The sequence below is a fragment of the Paracoccus sp. IB05 genome (genome assembly GCF_016405985.1).
Lineage (GTDB): Bacteria > Pseudomonadota > Alphaproteobacteria > Rhodobacterales > Rhodobacteraceae > Pseudogemmobacter.
The window spans coordinates 77,755-95,395 of record NZ_JAEFCF010000017.1 but is presented as its reverse complement, the minus strand read 5'-3'; the positions used below and the strand labels follow the sequence as shown (position 1 = coordinate 95,395).

At 63.0% G+C, this 17,641-nt stretch carries 16 protein-coding genes and 1 tRNA gene; 10 read left to right on the top strand and 7 right to left on the bottom strand.

The annotated features are described in order from the left end of the window. Positions 1–87 precede the first annotated feature (87 nt). The 3 genes from JC607_RS12860 to JC607_RS12850 are packed head-to-tail and all read left to right on the top strand — an operon-like array spanning position 88 to position 796. Positions 88–309: a hypothetical protein gene (locus JC607_RS12860; protein ID WP_198837318.1), complete on the top strand. Its 222-nt coding sequence runs from the start codon at positions 88–90 to the stop codon at positions 307–309. 32 nt (positions 310–341) lie between these two features. Beyond that, complete coding sequence (locus tag JC607_RS12855) at positions 342–536, top strand: hypothetical protein (RefSeq protein ID WP_198837317.1); 195 nt, start codon at positions 342–344, stop codon at positions 534–536. After that, complete coding sequence (locus tag JC607_RS12850; RefSeq protein WP_198837316.1) at positions 533–796, top strand: helix-turn-helix domain-containing protein; 264 nt, start codon at positions 533–535, stop codon at positions 794–796. Before JC607_RS12855 ends, JC607_RS12850 begins: the two co-directional genes overlap by 4 nt. Positions 797–967: 171 nt before the next feature. Here JC607_RS12850 and JC607_RS12845 read toward each other — a convergent pair. Beyond that, positions 968–1,055 (bottom strand) — tRNA-Ser (locus tag JC607_RS12845). 556 nt (positions 1,056–1,611) lie between these two features. Between JC607_RS12845 and JC607_RS12840 the strand changes: the two genes are divergently transcribed. The 7 genes from JC607_RS12840 to JC607_RS12810 all read left to right on the top strand — a co-directional run bounded on the left by JC607_RS12840 (position 1,612) and on the right by JC607_RS12810 (position 8,582). After that, positions 1,612–2,769, top strand: a complete 1,158-nt coding sequence (locus JC607_RS12840) for an SPOR domain-containing protein (RefSeq protein ID WP_233092886.1) — start codon at positions 1,612–1,614, stop codon at positions 2,767–2,769. A gap of 9 nt (positions 2,770–2,778) precedes the next feature. Further along, positions 2,779–3,969: a D-alanyl-D-alanine carboxypeptidase family protein gene (locus JC607_RS12835; RefSeq protein ID WP_198837315.1), complete on the top strand. Its 1,191-nt coding sequence runs from the start codon at positions 2,779–2,781 to the stop codon at positions 3,967–3,969. Then, positions 3,932–4,606, top strand: coding sequence for a dTMP kinase (gene tmk, locus JC607_RS12830; RefSeq protein ID WP_198837314.1), 675 nt, complete (start codon positions 3,932–3,934; stop codon positions 4,604–4,606). The genes JC607_RS12835 and tmk overlap by 38 nt, the downstream gene beginning before the upstream one ends. 122 nt (positions 4,607–4,728) lie before the next feature. Then, complete coding sequence (locus JC607_RS12825) at positions 4,729–5,868, top strand: DNA polymerase III subunit delta' (RefSeq protein ID WP_198837313.1); 1,140 nt, start codon at positions 4,729–4,731, stop codon at positions 5,866–5,868. A gap of 30 nt (positions 5,869–5,898) precedes the next feature. Next, positions 5,899–6,822 (top strand): TatD family hydrolase, encoded by a 924-nt coding sequence (locus tag JC607_RS12820; RefSeq protein WP_198837312.1) that lies wholly within the window; start codon positions 5,899–5,901, stop codon positions 6,820–6,822. Further along, positions 6,819–7,622 carry an MBL fold metallo-hydrolase gene (locus JC607_RS12815; protein WP_198837311.1) on the top strand — a complete coding sequence of 268 codons (804 nt, stop codon included), beginning with the start codon at positions 6,819–6,821 and terminating at the stop codon, positions 7,620–7,622. Before JC607_RS12820 ends, JC607_RS12815 begins: the two co-directional genes overlap by 4 nt. 21 nt (positions 7,623–7,643) lie before the next feature. Then, positions 7,644–8,582 carry an AEC family transporter gene (locus JC607_RS12810; RefSeq protein ID WP_198837310.1) on the top strand — a complete coding sequence of 313 codons (939 nt, stop codon included), beginning with the start codon at positions 7,644–7,646 and terminating at the stop codon, positions 8,580–8,582. A gap of 81 nt (positions 8,583–8,663) precedes the next feature. Here JC607_RS12810 and JC607_RS12805 read toward each other — a convergent pair whose 3' ends face one another. The 6 genes from JC607_RS12805 to uvrA all read right to left on the bottom strand — a co-directional run bounded on the left by JC607_RS12805 (position 8,664) and on the right by uvrA (position 17,479). Continuing rightward, positions 8,664–9,617, bottom strand: coding sequence for an ABC transporter permease (locus JC607_RS12805; RefSeq protein ID WP_198837309.1), 954 nt, complete (start codon positions 9,615–9,617; stop codon positions 8,664–8,666). A gap of 136 nt (positions 9,618–9,753) precedes the next feature. Beyond that, entirely contained in the window at positions 9,754–11,016 is a 1,263-nt protein-coding gene (locus tag JC607_RS12800; RefSeq protein WP_198837308.1) for an ABC transporter permease, read from the bottom strand. Between the two features lie 138 nt (positions 11,017–11,154). After that, complete coding sequence (locus JC607_RS12795) at positions 11,155–11,724, bottom strand: DUF2314 domain-containing protein (RefSeq protein WP_198837307.1); 570 nt, start codon at positions 11,722–11,724, stop codon at positions 11,155–11,157. A gap of 71 nt (positions 11,725–11,795) precedes the next feature. Continuing rightward, a complete protein-coding gene (locus tag JC607_RS12790) occupies positions 11,796–12,875 on the bottom strand; it encodes an ABC transporter substrate-binding protein (protein WP_198837306.1) in 1,080 nt (359 codons plus the stop codon). A gap of 135 nt (positions 12,876–13,010) precedes the next feature. Continuing rightward, positions 13,011–14,114 (bottom strand): ABC transporter ATP-binding protein, encoded by a 1,104-nt coding sequence (locus JC607_RS12785; protein WP_198837305.1) that lies wholly within the window; start codon positions 14,112–14,114, stop codon positions 13,011–13,013. Positions 14,115–14,626: 512 nt separating this feature from the next. Then, positions 14,627–17,479 (bottom strand): excinuclease ABC subunit UvrA, encoded by a 2,853-nt coding sequence (gene uvrA, locus JC607_RS12780; RefSeq protein ID WP_198837304.1) that lies wholly within the window; start codon positions 17,477–17,479, stop codon positions 14,627–14,629. Between the last annotated feature and the right edge of the window lie 162 nt (positions 17,480–17,641).

Below are 17,641 nucleotides of genomic sequence, written 5' to 3'. Positions count from 1 at the left end.
AGCAGAGGGCCGCCTAACATGAGCACCTGACCGGAACAGAACCGGGACAGGTCCAAAACGCCGATCATGGCCCTGTATCGCAGGTACGTGGACATAAGCGATGCCGCTCGGACATATGTTCACGACGAGACTTCCGGCGAGGGCGAAGACGACGCGGTCGAGCGGCTGTTCTTCCGGGAGCGGGATCAGGTTGAGGATGCTATAATGGCGATCCCGCCCACCACCGCACAGGACATGGCGGCGAAGACGCTGGTCTCGCACTGCCATGGCGATTTCACCTGTCTGAACTACGATACGTCGCCGTTCTGAGCCGAGGCCCGCGCGCTGGTGGGGGTGCCAGCATGACCCAGATCCTCGACGCCCTCGATGAACTGACCCGCGCCCGCGATCTGGTCCAGCTTCTGGAAATGACCACCCGCCACCAACCCGACAACGACCGCAAGGCTCTCGGCTCGGGGTGCGAGGCCGCGCTGATCCGGCTCAATGCCGGGATCGACATGCTTCACGGCGCCAAAAATGCGGAGGCCAGCCCATGAGCTATTCCGACAAGGTCCGGGCCGAGGTCGCCGCCCGCTATGGCGTACCGGTGCGCTGTCCCGTCCAGATCATCCCGCCCGGGGTGATCGCGGAGATCTATGACCCGTGGGCGCCTGCCGCATCTGTGCGGCGGGGTCGACAGCTCACGGCGAAAGAGCGCCAGAAGATGGCTGAGCTGCGCAGTGGCGGGGCGACCTTCCGGCAAATCGGGCGGTATCTCAACCGCAGCTCCGGCCACGTCTACAGCGTTTTGGGGTGACCCGCCCCCTGCCCTAGCCCCTGCTTTGGTCGGGGCTAGGCGATCACAAACGGGTGATAGTGTTCCGCTACGTTCCGCAGAAATCCGCCGCCAATTGGGGGAATTAATGGCGGAAACGACAAGGCGAAAATCTAAATTATTAAATACTTTCAAGCGCTTATGTGGAATAATTGGCGGATGAGGTGGGATTCGAACCCACGGAGGGTTGCCCCTCGCTGGTTTTCAAGACCAGTGCCTTAAACCACTCGGCCACTCATCCGCAGGCGCCTGTCAGGGTTTGTCCCCCGGTGAGACGGTTGCCCGCCCGACCGCGCAGGTCTTGCTTACTGACTGCGGGAACAATTTCCAAGCTGATAATGTGAACTCTGCCTCCTGCCTTTTTGCCTCACGGTGCAATTCCCTGGCGCATCGCCGGGGCAGGCAGGTTTGGATTGAAGGCGCAGCCGTCACTCGCGGATAAGCAGAGCGGGCAGGACAGCGTCAGGATATCTGCACCCGAGATACGACATAAACACCTGTATTTTAAACAAAAATCTCCACAACCCCGACTCCATACCAATCTCCGCCAATCGTGAAAGGCCGCGCCGCCTCGGCTCTTTCCATAATGGGGGGCTCCGGGTATACTCACGCGCAAAAGAGCAGACAGGCAAAGCAGACAGACATTCCCGCAAGCGGGACGGCCGGCGATACGACCGGCCCGTTCCGGTGCAGGATCAGGGATCCCCGCAGGGTGGTACCCGGTTTTTTGTGAACGCCTGAAAAACAATTTAAAAGCGCGGCATTCGAGACCGCGTATGGCGCGAATGAGGGCGGACATGAGCAGATGTGAACAGCCAGCCGATCCGGAGTTGAAGGCTCCCTTCGGTTTTCCGGCACCGCGTGGCGCAGGCCGCCTGTCCGGTGACCCGGCAAATGGCGGTTCGGTCGCAATGGGGCGACTGCGCAGGGCCTTGCTTGCCACTGGCGCCTTGCTGGCGCTTGCGGCCTGCGAGCCCGGAACCGGACCGTTCACATCATCGCCCGGCAGCAGCGCTGCGACTGCGTCCGCCACCAATGCCGCGAAACCGAAACGCTCAACCACGATCGTCGAGCGCGATGTCGAAGCGCCTCAGGTCTTCCAGGTCACCGAAGAGGCGCTCTGGGACGGGCGGCCGTCCTTGGGCGGTGTCTGGGTCGCCTCGCCGAATGTGACCGACCCCGAGCGGGTGATCATGCGCAATCAGGCCAATGGGAAATTCGTCATCGGCGCGCTTTTCAAGCGTGAGGCCGACAATCCCGGGCCGAAACTGCAGATCTCGTCAGATGCGGCTGATGCGCTCGGGCTCCTCGCCGGGCAACCGGCAAAGCTTTCGGTGACGGCGCTGCGCCGCGAAGAGGCGCCGCAGACCGCGCCCGGTCAGCCGGTGCTCGACAGCAATGAAAGCCTCGCCGTCGCGACAGCTCCGGTAGCGACGGGTCCGCTGGATGGGGGGGGCGTCACCTCGACCGCTCTGCCCGCCACCGGAGCTGGCGCAACTGCTACGACTACGACTGCGACCACGGCCGCTGTGGCAGCCCCCGCGCAGGCCGGCAAGAAAAAGACCAGACGCCAGCTGAAACGCGAGGCAGAAGAGGCCGCGAAACAGGCCGAAGCCAGGCTTGCAGCCGCAGAAACCACTGCCGCCGCTGGCGCCACCCCGGCAGCGGGTGCGACCGCCGCGGGTGCGACCGCCGCAAAACCGGCAGAACCGGCAGTGTCCCCTGCCCCCGCCCCGGCCGCCGCCAAAGGCCGGTCGATCCAGATCGGCTTTTTCTCGCAAGAAGCCAATGCCACCCGCGCCCAGGGTCAGCTTGCAAAGGCCGGCGTCACCGCCCAGGTCCGCAAGGAAAGCTCGCAGGGCAAGGATTACTGGTCGGTCTTCACCAAAGGCGATGCCGCCACGCTGAAGAAAATCAAATCCGCCGGCTTTGCCGATGCCTATATGCTGAAATAGGATACAGATATGTCCCTGAGACGGCTTTTCTCTTCGCTCAAATACGCCATCGCGGCGCTTGCGACCACCCTGGTGCCGGCTCAGGCCTTTGAGACCCAGGCGCGTGCCGCCTGGGTATACGACGTAACGACCCATACGGTCCTGCTGGATAAGAACGCGTCCGAGCCGCTGCCGCCGGCCTCGATGTCAAAGCTGATGACCATCAATATGGTGTTCGAGGCGCTGAAATCGGGCCGGATGCAGATGACCGACACCTTCCCGGTCTCGGAAAAGGCCTGGAAGATGGGCGGGTCGAAAATGTTCGTCAAACCCGATGACCGGCCCAGTATCGAAGACCTCCTGCACGGGATCATCATCAATTCCGGCAATGATGCCTGTGTGGTCGTGGCCGAAGGCATGGCGGGATCGGAGGAGAATTTCGCCAGGCTGATGACGGATCGCGCCCGCGAACTTGGCATGGCGCAGTCGCATTTCGCCAATTCCTCGGGCTGGCCGGACCCGGGCCAGCGGATGAGCGTGCAGGATCTGGGCATCCTCGCAGTGCGGCTGATCGAGGAATTTCCCGAATATTATCCGATGTTTGGCATGACGGGCTTTGTCTATAAAGACCGCGTGCCCTCGAACAGCGAGAACCGCAATCCGCTGCTGAGGATCAAGGGCGGCGACTGGAAGGCCGATGGGCTGAAGACCGGTCACACCCAGGAGGCGGGCTTTGGCCTTGTCGGCTCGGCGGTCCATGATGACGGGCGCCGCGTGGTCTTTGTGATCACCGGGCTCGAGACCGATGCGGCGCGCGCCCAGGAATCCGAGGCCATCGTCAACTGGGCCTTCCGCCAGTTCGCCGCGAAAACCGTGGTGAAACAGGGCAGCCGGGTTGCCGAGGCAGAGGTCTTCATGGGCGAGGCCGCGACCGTCGGGCTGACCCCTGCAAAGGATCTGACGCTGCTGGTGCCGACCATGGGCCAGACCAATATCAATGCCTCCGTGGTCTATAAGGGGCCGATCCCCGCCCCGGTCGAAGCCGGCACCGAACTTGCCGAACTGATCATCCGCATCCCCGGCCTGCCCGATCACCGCGTGCCGCTGGTGGCTGAGGCACCGGTCGCGAAAGCCGGTTTCGTGCGGCGGCTGACGGTGACCTCGGGCATCCTGTGGAACACCTATGTCGCGCCCGTGCCTGCGCCCGCTCCGGCCAGCTGAGGCCAATTTGACGGGACTGTTCCTCTCCTTCGAAGGGATCGACGGATCCGGCAAGAGCACCCAGGCCCGGCGCCTCGCCGAGAGCCTGCGTGCCGAGGGCCGCAGCGTCACCCTGACCCGCGAACCGGGCGGCTCGCCGGGGGCCGAAGAAATCCGCCGCCTTGTCCTTGAGGGCGCCACCGACCGCTGGTCGGCCGAGACCGAGATCCTCCTCTTCACCGCCGCCCGCCGTGACCATGTAGAAAAGACCATCCGCCCGGCGCTTGCGCGCGGCGAGGTGGTGATCTGCGACCGGTTTGCCGACAGCACCCGCATCTTCCAGGGCCTGACCCGGGGTGATCTGACTGGCACCGTCGACCGGCTCCATGACCTGATGATCGGGATCGAACCCGACCTCACCCTGCTGATCGACCTCGCCCCCGAAACCGGCCTTGCCCGTGCCACCGCCCGCCAGGGCCATGAGATGCGGTTCGAGGATATGGGCCTCGCCTTCCAGACCGCCGCCCGCAACGGCTTTCTCGCCCTCGCCGATGCCCATCCGGGCCGGTTCCGGGTGATCAGCGGCGATGCCTCCCCCGACCAGATCGCCGCGCGCATCCGCCGGACCCTCGCGCCAGACCTGCCCCCTTCCTCTTGACCAAAATACTCCGGGGGAGCTTTGCGCGGGCCTGACCGCGCAAAGCCGGGGGCAGTGCCCCCGCGCGCAGCATCCTGCCTGCTGCCCCTTTCCCCAGGCCCCCCGACATGCAATGAAAGCCCATGGCTGACGATCCTGATCTCCCGGAACCCGACCGCACCGAAGGCGCGCCCCATCCGCGCGAGACTGCTGCGATGTTTGGCCAGCAGGCCGCCGAGGCCGGCTTCCTCGACGCCTGGACCCATGGCCGGCTGCATCACGCCTGGATGCTCACCGGCCCCAAAGGCGTCGGCAAGGCCACTCTGGCCTGGAAGATCGCCCGTTTCCTGCTGACGACACCCGATCCCGGCACGGATGGCGGCCTTTTCGGCGCGCCCGACCTGCCCGCCTCCCTCGACACCGATCCTGATAGTCCGGTCGCGCGGCGGATGCGCGCTTTGGCCGAGCCGCGGCTTTTCCTCTTGCGCCGCGCCCCGAATGACAAACGCAACGCCATCTCGCAGGTGATCACCGTCGATGAGGTCCGGCGGATGAAGAGCTTTTTCGCCCTCTCCGCAGCCGATGGCGGCCGCCGCGTCGCCATTGTCGACAGCGTTGACGAGATGAACCCCAATGCCGCCAATGCGCTTCTGAAACTGCTTGAAGAGCCGCCACCCGGCACCACTTTCCTCATGGTCTCGCATCAGCCGGCGCGGCTCTTGCCGACGATCCGTTCGCGCTGCCGCGAGCTGCGCCTGACACCGCTGGCCCCCGATGCGCTTTCCGATGCGCTGACCCAGGCCGGCGGCGTGGCCCAGCCGCATGAGATCGCGGCCCTGAGCGAACTCGCAGGCGGCTCGGCGGGCGAGGCCTTTCGCCTGACCAATCTCGAAGGGCTGGAAACCTATGCCGCGCTGGTGACGCTGTTCTCCACCCTGCCGCGCCTTGACCGCCCGCGCGCGCTTGCGCTGAGCGAGGCCGCTGGCGCCCGGGGCCAGAGTGACCGGTTCGACCTCGTCCTGACCCAGATCGAGCTTTTCCTCTCGCGCCTCGCCCGCGCTGCCGCCAAACGCGAAACCCCGCCCGAGGCCGCGCCGGGCGAAGCCGCGCTCTTTGCCCGGCTCGCGCCCGGAACCGCCGCCGCCCGCCCCTGGGCCGAACTTGCGCAAAGCCTGACGCTGCGCGCGAGGCGCGGCAAGTCGGTCAACCTTGACCCTGCCGCGCTTCTCATGGATATCCTCCTGAGGATCGACGCCATGGCGGGAAGCCTCGCCTCCGGCTGACATGCCGGCCAGAACCGAGACCGGAATACGATGCCCCCCAAAACGCACCCCGAAATACGCCCCGATACGCCCGCCGATATCCCCTCTCTGCCGCTGCTGGTTGACAGCCATTGCCATCTCGATTTCCCGGATTTCGAAGGGCAGACCGATGAGCTGATCGCCCGTGCCGCCGCAGCCGGGGTCACGCGGATGGTGACGATCTGCACCAGGATCGCGCGGCTGCCCTTGTGCCAGGGCCTGGCCGAGGCCCATCCCGGCGTCTTCTACACCTATGGCGTCCACCCGCTGCATGTGACCGAGGAACCGGCGATCACCGCACCGGAGCTGATCGCGCTGAGCCAGCATCCGAAATTCGTGGCCCTTGGCGAAACCGGCCTCGATTTCCACTATACGCCCGAGACCCGCGACGCGCAGCTCGCCTCGCTCCAGGTCCATATCGAGGCGGCGCAGCTCTCTCGCCTGCCGCTGGTGATCCATTCCCGCGATGCCGATGCGGATATGGAGCGCCTGCTGACGGATGGAATGAAAGCCGCACCCTTCAGCTGCGTGATGCATTGCTACACCTCTGGCGCAAGGCTGGCGGAAGTGGTGCTGGATCTGGGCTTTTACCTCTCGATGTCGGGGATCGCCGCTTTCCCGAAAAGCCAGGAGATCCGCGATATCTTCGCCCGCGCGCCGCTTGAGCGCGTGCTGGTAGAGACCGACAGCCCCTATCTCGCGCCGCCGCCCTATCGGGGCAAACGCAATGAGCCGGCCTATGTCGCCCATACCGCCCGTGTGGGCGCGGGTCTTTTCGGGCTGAGCGAGGCTGAATTCGCCCGGGCCACCAGCGCGAATTTCGACCGGCTGTTTCCCCGGGCCGCCGCGTTCGGGGCTTTGCCGCGCGACGTCCAGCCCCCCGCCGGGGGCCATGCGCCAGCCAGCGCCCCGTCGGTGACCGGAGGCCGGCCATGAGCCTCCTGCGCTTTACCATTCTCGGCTGCGGCTCTTCCGGTGGCGTGCCGCGGATCGGCAATAACTGGGGCGATTGCGATCCTTCCAATCCGAAAAACCGGCGCCGCCGCTGTTCCATGCTGGTCGAACGGATCAGTGCCGGGGGCACCACCCGCGTGCTGATTGATACCGGCCCGGATATGCGTGATCAGCTGCTCGATGCCGGCATCGGCACGCTGGATGCGGTGATCTATACCCATTCCCATGCCGATCATGTCCATGGCCTGGATGATCTGCGCCAGGTCGTTCTGAACATGCAGCGCCGGCTGCCGGTCTGGGCCGATGGCCCGACCCAGGAGGCGCTGTTTTCGCGCTTTGCCTATGCTTTCATCCAGGCCGCCGGCAGCAGCTATCCGCCCATCCTCGAGATGAACACGATCGAGGACGCGGTGGTGATCGAAGGCGCCGGCGGCGCGATCGAATTCATTCCCTTCCTGGCTGAGCATGGCACGATTGACGCACTCGGTTTCCGGATCGGCCCGCTCGCCTATCTGCCCGATGCCGTCGCCCTGCCCGATGCAGCATGGCAGCATTTGCAGGGCCTTGACTGCTGGGTGGTCGATGCGCTGCGCCGGAAACCACATCCGACCCATGCCCATCTGGCGATGACGCTGGACTGGATTTCCCGTGCGGCGCCGAAGCGGGCCGTTCTGACCAATATGCATCTCGATCTGGATTATGACACGCTGTGTGGCGAATTGCCCCGGCATATCCGCCCCGCCTTTGACGGCATGGTCATAGAATACGACATCCCGGGCTGAGGCCCTGCAAGAGTAGCTGCCATGTCCGCGCTGTTAGACGTTATCCTGCCGGTGTTCATTGTCATCGGATTCGGCTGGCTGGCGGCAAGAGCGGGCAAATTCAGCGAGAGCCATGTCGACGGGCTGATGAAATTCGCCCAGAGCTACGCGCTGCCCTGTGTGCTGTTTCGCGGCGTGGCCGGACTGGATCTGTCGCTTGCCTATGATCCGGGGATGATGCTCTCTTTCTATATCGGCGCCTTTTCGGGCTTTGCGATCTGCTTTGCCGGGGCGCTGTGGCTGTTCGACCGGCCGCTGACCGATTCCATCGCCATCGGCTTTGCGGGGATGTTCTCGAACTCATTGCTTCTGGGCCTGCCGATCACCGAACGCGCCTACGGGACCGCAGCGCTGGCGGGGAATTTCGCGATCATCTCGGTGCATTCGCCGCTGTTCTACGGGCTCGGCATCTCGCTGATGGAATGGGCGCGTTCGCGAGGACAGGGCATCTCGGCATTTCGACTGTCACGCCAGATCGCGGGCGCGATCCTGCGTCAGCCGCTGGTGCTGGGGATCATTTTCGGCTTTTCGGTCAATCTGAGCGGGGTCGCCCTGCCCGGTCCGGTCTGGTCGGCGGTGGATATGCTGGCGCTGGCCGCGCTGCCGGCGGCGTTGTTCGGGTTGGGGGGCGTCTTGTTTCGCTACCGCCCCGAGGGGGATCGCTGGACGATTGTGTGGATTTGCGTCACGTCACTGGTGATCCATCCGGCCATCGCCTGGGGGATCGGGCGAGGAATCTTTGGGATCAGCGATGCGGCTTTGCGCTCGGTGATCCTGACGGCAGCTATGGCGCCTGGCGCCAATGCCTATCTGTTCGCGCATATGTATGGCGTGGCCAAGCGGGTGAATGCCTCGGCGGTGCTGTTTGGCACGGCGTTCTCGATCCTCTCGGTCTGGATCTGGCTGCAAATCCTGCCCTGACGCGGTGAGCCCGGGTTTGGTGAGCCGGAGTTTTAAGGAAAACTCCGGCCCGATTTCTTTCTCAAGAAATCGTCGACATCTTCAGCGCCCCGTAACGCCGCGCATCGCATCCGAGCGGCGGCGCAGGACTTCGATCGTGGTCAGCAGCGCGATGGAAATCACCACGAGGATCGTTGCCACGGCAAGGATCGCGGGCGAGATCGCTTCGCGGATGCCATTCCACATCTGGCGCGGGATGGTCTGCTGTTCCGGGCCCGCGATCAGCAGGACTGCCACCACCTCGTCGAAGGAGGTGACGAAGGCGAAAAGCGCGCCCGAGATCACGCCGGGCAGGATCAGCGGCATGATCACCTTGAAAAACGTCGTGCGCGGGTTGGCGCCAAGGCTTGCGGCTGCACGGATCAGCGACTGGTCAAAGCCCGAAAGCGTTGCCGTCACAGTGATGATCACGAAGGGAATGCCAAGGGCTGCATGGGCGAGGATCACGCCGGTATAGGTCGAGGTCAGCCGCCAGGGCTGTTCTTCGGTGCCGCAGGTCACGCCAATGACCGAACAGGGGTTCGAATAGAAAAAGAACATCCCCGTGGCGACGATGATGATCGGCACGATCATCGGCGAGATCAGCACCGCCATGATCAGCCGGCGCCAGGGCATTTCCGGGCGCGACAGGCCAAGGGCTGCGAGCGTCCCCAGCACCGTCGAGAGAATCGTCGCCCAGAAGCCGATGATCACCGAGTTTTTCGCTGCTTTCACCCAGACCGAGTTCTGCCACATATCCGACCACCAGGCCGCGCCGGTGGCGCCGGTGCTTTGCATCCCCTTGACCACCAGCTCGTCATACCAGCGCAGGGAATAGCCCTCCGGATCGAAGCTCAGCATCTTCGAGGTAAAGGTGAAATAGGGCTCTGCGTTGAAGGAGAGCGGGATGATGACCAGGATCGGCGCGATCAGGAAGATGAAAATGAGCGTGCAGATCACGATATAGGTGTAATACCAGGCGCGCTCGAGCGGGTCGGCATAGGTCGGAAGGGCCATGGCTGTCTCCTGACAGGTGGTATCTTGTCTGGCTGGAGCGGGAGAAAGGCGCCGGGGGCGCTTCGCCCCCCGGACCCCCAGAGGATATTTAAGGACAGAAAATGACAGGGGCCGTCTGTGGTGCCCCTGCGCGTTTTCAGCCGAGCTTGAGCTTGTCGATGCCGATCAGACGGTCATAGAGCCAGTAGAGGAGCAACACGCCGGCGAGCAGCATCGCGGCGAGGGCAGCGGCCTGGCTCCAGTTGGATTTGGTCATATGGAACTGGATCTGGTTCGAGAAGAGCTGACCATCAGCGCCGCCGACAAGCGCGGGCGTGATGTAATAGCCGACCGCCAGGATGAAGACGAGGAGCACGCCCGCGCCGATCCCCGGCAGGGTTTGCGGCAGGTAGATGCGGCGGAAGGTGGTCCAGGAGGTGGCGCCGAGCGAGCGCGCCGCGCGGGCATAGCTGGGCGGGATCACCCGCATCACCGAATAGAGCGGCAGCACCATGAAGGGCAGCAGGATATGCACCATCACGATGATCGTGCCGGTCTGGTTATAGATCAGCGCGAGCCGCCCGCTGTCATCGATCACTCCCATCGAGACCAGCAGGGAATTGATCACCCCCTGGCCCTGCAACAAGACGATCCAGGACGTCGTCCGCACCAGAAGCGAGGTCCAGAACGGCAGCAGCACGAGGATCATCAGCAGATTGGCCTTTGCCATCGGCAGCGTCGCCAGCATATGGGCGATCGGGAAAGCCAGCAGCAGGCAGATGCCGGTGATCACCGCCGAAAGCAGGAAGGTCCGGACATAGAGCCAGATATAGACGCGGTTCACCTCGGCCACGCGCTCGATACCGCCATCCGCGGAGCGCTGCATATCGATGCCGGAGAGGTAGAAATCGGTGGTCCAGGGCGAGGCCGCCTCCCGCATCGCGACCCACAAAAGCGGCTCGCCCCATTTCCTGTCCTGCGCCAGCAGGGCCTCGCGGTAAGGCGGCTGCAGATCATCCGCGCCGCGCGCAGCCGAGGTGATCAGCGAGCGTGTCCCGGGCATGGAATAGTTGATCCGGGTGCCCGCTTCACCGGCAAGCCGGTTTTCCTTCATCAAAAGCAGGTCGGAGGCGAGCGCGGCATAGGCGGCCTCATCGGGTTCGGTGCCGGCCGGATTGGCGGCAAACCAGGCGCCGAGCGCGGGCGAGGCCTTGGAAAACCCGTCATGATAGAGCGAGCGTTGCAGCATCTGCCCGATCGGCAGCGCGAAGGTGATCACGATGAACAGCAAGAGCGGCAGAACCAGCAGGAAGGCCCGCCGTTTCGCCCGCGACTGTGCGGCGGCCAGCGCCACTTTCAGCGGGCGGCCATCGGCTGTCGTCAGCCCGGCGGCGGTGGAATCCATCGTGGTTTCTGCCATAATTCTGTCCTGAAACTTCTGCCCCGCACAGGCGGGGGCGCTTATTCTTCTGGTTGGTCCGGCCTGGATCGCGTCTCAGGGCCGGGCGGGCATGGTCCGGTCCACGAGAGGGCCCGTCACGAAGTAAGGCGAAGCCGGTCAGTTGCCGGCGCTGATTTTCAGACCGGGGCGCGCGGCGGGCAATGCGGCGAATTCGACATCATAAGAGGCGCGCTCCTCCTCACTCATCTGGCTGATCATCACGCGGGTCGTATAGCCGCCTTCGATCACCCCATCGGGCCGAAACCGCATCCAGTCCGATATCTCGCTTGCGGGGAAAGTCACCGGATCGCCGGCCTTGCCGTGAAAGCCCTGCGGCTGGGCGGCCAGTGTCCCTTCGACAAGACCACCGCGAACGCCCGTCAGCACGACCCAGCTGTGTTCGGTGCCGGCATCCCCCAGATCAACCGGATGCGCCCATTTCACCATATAGCTGTGATCGGAGAGATCGGATTTCGCAGCCGTCGCCAGCACAGATGGCAGGCTCGCACGCGCGGCCTCCATCGCGGCATTCATCGCGATGTCGGCGGTGAGAAAGGCCATCGCACCCGATTTCGACCCCGTCTCTGCCCCGGTATCTCTGGCCTGCAACTCCGGCGGCATCGCGAGCGCAAGCCCGAGACCAAGAAACAGGGCAGCGGCGATCCGGCTCGGTTGGGCAAAGGTCATCACAGCACTCTGGCGACAGGGAGGGAATGGCGGGGGTGCGGGAGGATATCCCCCCGCACCCCCGTTTCAGCTCAGTTCGACACAAGCCAGGCGTTATAGCGCTCGCCCAGTTCGGTATCGCGGTCGACCCAGAAATCCTGCGACGAGGCCAGCGCATTGCCGAGGTTTTGCGGCGCGGTCGGCAGGTTCGGCAGCATCGGCTTGTCGGTGCCGTCGATATTGCCGACGAAAGCTGCAGCCGATTTCCGCGGCGGGCCGTAAGAGATGTAAGAGGCCGCTTTCGCCGAAACCTCGCTCGAGGTTGCGTATTTGATCAGCTCGAGGGCGCCGGCTTCGTTGGGGGCACCTTTCGGGATCGCAAAGCCTTCCCATTCATAGACCTGGCCGTCCCAGACGATGTCGAAAGGCTTGTTCTCGCCATGGGCCGCGTTGAAGATCCGGCCATTATAGGCCATGGTCATCACCACCTCGCCATCCGCCAGAAGCTGCGGCGGCTGTGCGCCGGCATCCCAGAACACGGCATCTTTCTTGATCGTATCGAGCTTTGCGAAGGCGCGGTCGACGCCTTCCGGGGTCTCGAGCACGGCATAGACCTCAGCCGCCGGAACGCCATCCGCCATCAGCGCCATTTCAAGCGTGACTTTAGGGTTCTTGCGAACGCCACGTTTGCCGGGGAATTTCTCGGTATCGAAGAAATCGGCGATGGTGGTCGGGCCGGCGCCCTCAGGGAACTTCGTGGTGTCATACCCGATGATGGTCGCAAAGATATCGGCTGCAACCATGCATTCGGTCACGGTGCCGGGAAGGAAATCGTCCATGGCCTTGGTGCCATCGGCGCCATCGGGCAGATCGGCGCCATCGATCTGGACCAGCTGGCCTTCGTCGCAGAGACGCACGGCATCGGCAATTTCAAGCACAGCCACATCAACGGTCACATTGCCCGCATCGACCTGCGCCTTGACCGGGATCGCCGGATTGTCGGAATCGATTGAATTTACCTTGATGCCGGTCTTTTCGGTGAAGGGTTTGAAATAGGCTTCGATCTGGCTGTTGGCATAGGCGCCGCCCCAGCCCATGACCGTGACCTCCTGAGCCAGTGCGGGCAGCGCGAACCCACCAAGCGCGGTGGAGAGGACGAGCAGTTTCTTCATTTCAGTCTCCCGTGTTGAAATTGGACCCCGTTCGGGGGAAAACAGTGACCTCGGGGCCGCGCGGGTCTGGTGCCCGCTTTTACAGCCCCCTGGTAAAGCCCCGGATGACGATCCGGGGCGCGCGCTTTTGCAATCTCAGACCGCGTCAAGCGCGCGGGCATCTTCCGGATGCCAGCCAACCTTGATCTTTTCGCCCGGGCTCAGCCGGGTCTGATCCAGCGTATTGCGGCATTTGACCACAAAATCGTCGGTCCCGGCGACGCGCATCCGGGTGCGCAGGATGTCGCCCATATAGACGACCTCCAGCACTTCGGCATCCAGCGTCAGCGCACCCGGCGGCATCAGCGAGGGCTTGAACTCGATCCGTTCCGGCCGGATCGAGACCAGCGTTTTCTGACCATTCGCAGTGACATTCACCGGCGTCGCGTCGATCAGCTCGCCGGTCGAAAGCCGCACCCGTGCCTTGCCGCCGCCGATCTCCTCAATCGTGCCCGGCAGCTTGTTGTTCTCGCCGATGAACTGCGCGACAAAACTGTTTTCGGGGCGTTCATAGAGATCGGCGGGCGGAGCAAGCTGCTGGATCCGGCCATCATTGAACACCGCGACCCGGTCGGACATGGTCAATGCCTCGCCCTGGTCATGGGTCACATAGACGACCGTGATGCCGAGGGATTCGTGCAGGCGCTTGATTTCAAACTGCATATGCTCGCGCAGCTGTTTGTCGAGCGCGCCGAGCGGCTCGTCCATCAGCACCAGTTTCGGGTCGAACACCAATGCCCGCGCAAGCGCGATACGCTGCTGCTGCCCGCCTGACAATTGCGCCGGGCGCCGCGCGATAAAGGCCCCCATCTGCACCATATCCAGCGCGCGTTTCACCCGCGTCTCGCGCTCATCCTTACCCATGCCGCGCACTTCCAGCGGGAAGGAGAGGTTCTCCCCCACCGTCATATGCGGGAAAAGCGCGTAATTCTGGAACACCATCCCGATGCCGCGCTTATGCGGCGGCACCTGATTGATCGGGCGGCCATCCAGAAGGATCTCGCCATGGGTCGCCGTCTCGAACCCCGCCAGCATCATCAGGCAGGTGGTCTTACCCGATCCCGATGGCCCGAGCATGGTCAGAAACTCGCCCTTGGCGATATGGAGGTTCAGATCCTTAACGACCAGCGAGACACCGTCATAGCTTTTTTGAACATGCTCGAAAGCGACGAAAGCGTCGTTCTTCGGATCAACCGTCACTCAGTTCTCCCTGACTTCAGTGCTGGCCTGGCCAGCCGAATTCTGCGGCGGATTAACCGCTCTCTTGCCACAGACGTAAGCAAATGCGGCAGCGCAATGCAACGGGCAATAAAAGATCCCGGCCGCCAAAGCGATGCGACCGGGGCGCGCAGGAAATCTGCCTGAAAAAGTGCCTCAAAAAAGGAACTCCGCCGCAAGGAGGGCCGGTCTTCGGGCCAGGGCAGTACAGAGCAGCAGCCAGACGTCGCGAGAGGTGCTTACAGACGCCGTGATTTTCCGCAGAGGAAAGGTTGATTCTCGATGCAGCGCCGGCCGAGCAGACCGGTTTCGCCTGCAAGTGAGGCAGGAGAGGCCCTCAATGATCAGGAAGCGCGCAGACATCCCGCTATGATCCGGTCTGAAGGATCAGTTCGACAGAGCGACCTGCGCGGCCTTATGACCCAGACCCGGGTGAACCGGGCCTGAAAGTACCGCCCGGGAAATCCAGGCCCGGCTGAAAGGGTTCTGGCGGCTTACTCTGCCGCCACCCGCCGCGGCTTCAGCATCGGGCCGAGATAGCGCCCGGTATGGCTGGCCGCGACCCTGGCGACCGCTTCGGGCGTGCCGCTGGCGACAATTTGCCCCCCGCCATCACCGCCCTCGGGGCCGATATCAATAACCCAGTCAGCGGTCTTGATGACGTCGAGATTATGCTCGATCACCACCACGGTATTCCCCTGATCAACCAGAGAATGCAGCACTTCAAGAAGCTTCCTCACATCCTCGAAATGCAGACCCGTGGTCGGCTCGTCGAGGATATAGAGCGTGCGCCCCGTCGCGCGGCGGCTGAGCTCTTTTGAGAGCTTGACGCGCTGTGCCTCGCCGCCGGAAAGCGTCGTCGCCTGCTGGCCGACCTTGATATAGCCAAGGCCCACCTCACACAGCGCATCCATCTTTTCCCGGATCGAGGGCACCGCCTGGAAAAAATCACGCGCATCTTCGCAGGTCATATCAAGAACATCGGCGATGCTTTTGGTTTTAAACCTGATTTCCAGCGTCTCGCGATTGTAGCGCTGCCCCTTGCAGGTCTCGCAGGTGACATAGACATCGGGGAGAAAATGCATCTCGATCTTGATGACGCCGTCGCCCTGACAGGCCTCACACCGCCCGCCTTTGACGTTGAACGAGAACCGCCCTGGCCCATAGCCGCGCGCTTTCGCCTCGGGCAGGCCGGAAAACCAGTCGCGAATATGGGTAAAGGCGCCGGTATAAGTCGCCGGATTGGACCGCGGCGTCCGCCCGATCGGGCGCTGGTCGATATCGATAACCTTGTCGAGATGCTCGAACCCTTTGATCGTCTCGCAAGGCGCCGGCGTCTCATGCGCGCCATTCAGCTTGATCGCAGCGGTTTTGTAGAGTGTCTCGATGGTCAGGGTCGACTTGCCGCCCCCCGAAACCCCCGCGACACAGACAAATTCGCCCAGCGGGAATTCAGCCGTCACATCTTTGAGGTTATTGCCCGAAGCCTTTACAACAGTGAGCTTTTTCCCGTTTCCCTTGCGGCGTTCCTTCGGCACCGCAATCTCGCGCTGCCCCGAGAGATACTGGCCGGTCAGGCTGTCGGGATTGGCCGCGATCTCCGCCGGGGTGCCGCGCGCAATGATCTGGCCGCCATGGACACCAGCCCCGGGCCCGATATCGAAAACATAATCCGCCTCGCGGATCGCATCCTCGTCATGTTCGACCACCAGCACGGAATTGCCCTGATCGCGCAACCCTTTCAGGGTCGTCAGCAAGCGGTCATTGTCGCGCTGATGCAGCCCGATCGAAGGTTCATCCAGCACATAAAGCACGCCCGTCAGCCCCGACCCGATCTGGCTCGCCAGACGGATCCGCTGGCTTTCCCCGCCCGAAAGTGTGCCGGCATTGCGCGCCATCGTCAGATAGTTCAGCCCGACATTCACAAGGAATCCAAGGCGTTCGCGGATTTCCTTCAGAATGGCTTTCGCGATTTCATTCTGCTGGCCGGTGAGCGTTTCATGCGCGGTCGAGATCCAGTCAAACGCCTCCTGGATCGATTTCTGCACCACCTGGCCAATATGCAACCCGGCAATTTTAACCGCCAGCGCTTCGGGTTTCAGCCGGTAGCCATTGCAGGAAGAACAGGGCCGATTGTTCTGATATCGCTCCATTTCTTCGCGCGACCAGGTGCTGTCGGTCTCGCGGTAGCGGCGCTCCATATTGGGGATGATCCCCTCGAAAAGACGGCGCACCTTATAGACGCGGCCATTCTCATCATAGGTGAAGTCAATCTCCTCCCCCTTTGATCCGTAAAGGAAAAGCTGGCGGATCTGCTCCGGCAGGTCGCGCCATTTGGTCTTTTTGTCAAAGCCGTAATGCTTCGCCAGACAATCGACGGTCTGGGTGAAATAAGCCGATTTCGACTTCGCCCAGGGGGCAAGCGCGCCTTGCAGGATCGAGATGCCCTGGTCGGGCACCACGAGACGCTCGTCAAAGAACAGCTCGACACCGAGCCCGCCGCAGGAGGGACAGGCCCCGAAGGGCGCGTTGAAGGAAAAGAGCCGCGGCTCGATCTCGGCAATGGTAAAGCCGGAAACCGGGCAGGCGAATTTCTCGGAATAGGTTTTGCGCTCGGCGCCCTCATCGGCCATTTCGATCACGGCGATACCGTCGGCGAGGTTCAGCGCGGTGCGGAAACTGTCGGCAAGCCGCACCTCCAGCCCCTCGCGCACCACGATACGGTCGACCACCACGTCGATATTATGGCGAAATTTTTTGTCGAGTGTGGGCGGCTCCTCCAGCTCATGGAATTCGCCATTCACCTTGACCCGCTGGAAGCCCTGTTTACGAAGTTCCAGGAATTCCTTCTTATATTCGCCCTTACGGTCGCGCACGATGGGGGCCAGAAGATAGGCGCGGGTGCCTTCCGGCATCGCCATCACCGCATCGACCATATCCTGCACCTGCATCGCGGTGATCGGCAGCCCGGTCGCCGGGGAATAGGGCACGCCGACCCGCGCGAACAACAGACGGAGGTAGTCGTAAATTTCGGTAACCGTCCCCACCGTCGAACGCGGGTTCTTCGAGGTGGTCTTCTGTTCGATGGAAATCGCCGGGCTCAGACCCGAAATATGGTCAACATCGGGCTTTCCGGCCATGTCGAGAAACTGGCGCGCATAGGCCGAGAGGCTCTCGACATAGCGGCGCTGCCCTTCGGCATAGATCGTGTCAAAGGCCAGCGAGGATTTTCCCGAGCCCGACAGCCCGGTGATCACCACGAACTGATCGCGCGGAATATCAAGATCGACGTTCTTCAGATTATGTTCGCGCGCGCCGCGCACTTCGATAAACTTATGCTCGGCCATCATCACACCGCCATCTCGACACTCAGGGGATAAACGCGAAAGAGAGATAGGATAAAATCCGCGCCGCGCCAACTGCAATTCGTGAACGAAATATGAACATTATTCAACTTAGCGGGGCCTGCGCATTTTGTCGCCGGCGCCCGCGCAGGCGATGCCCCCCTG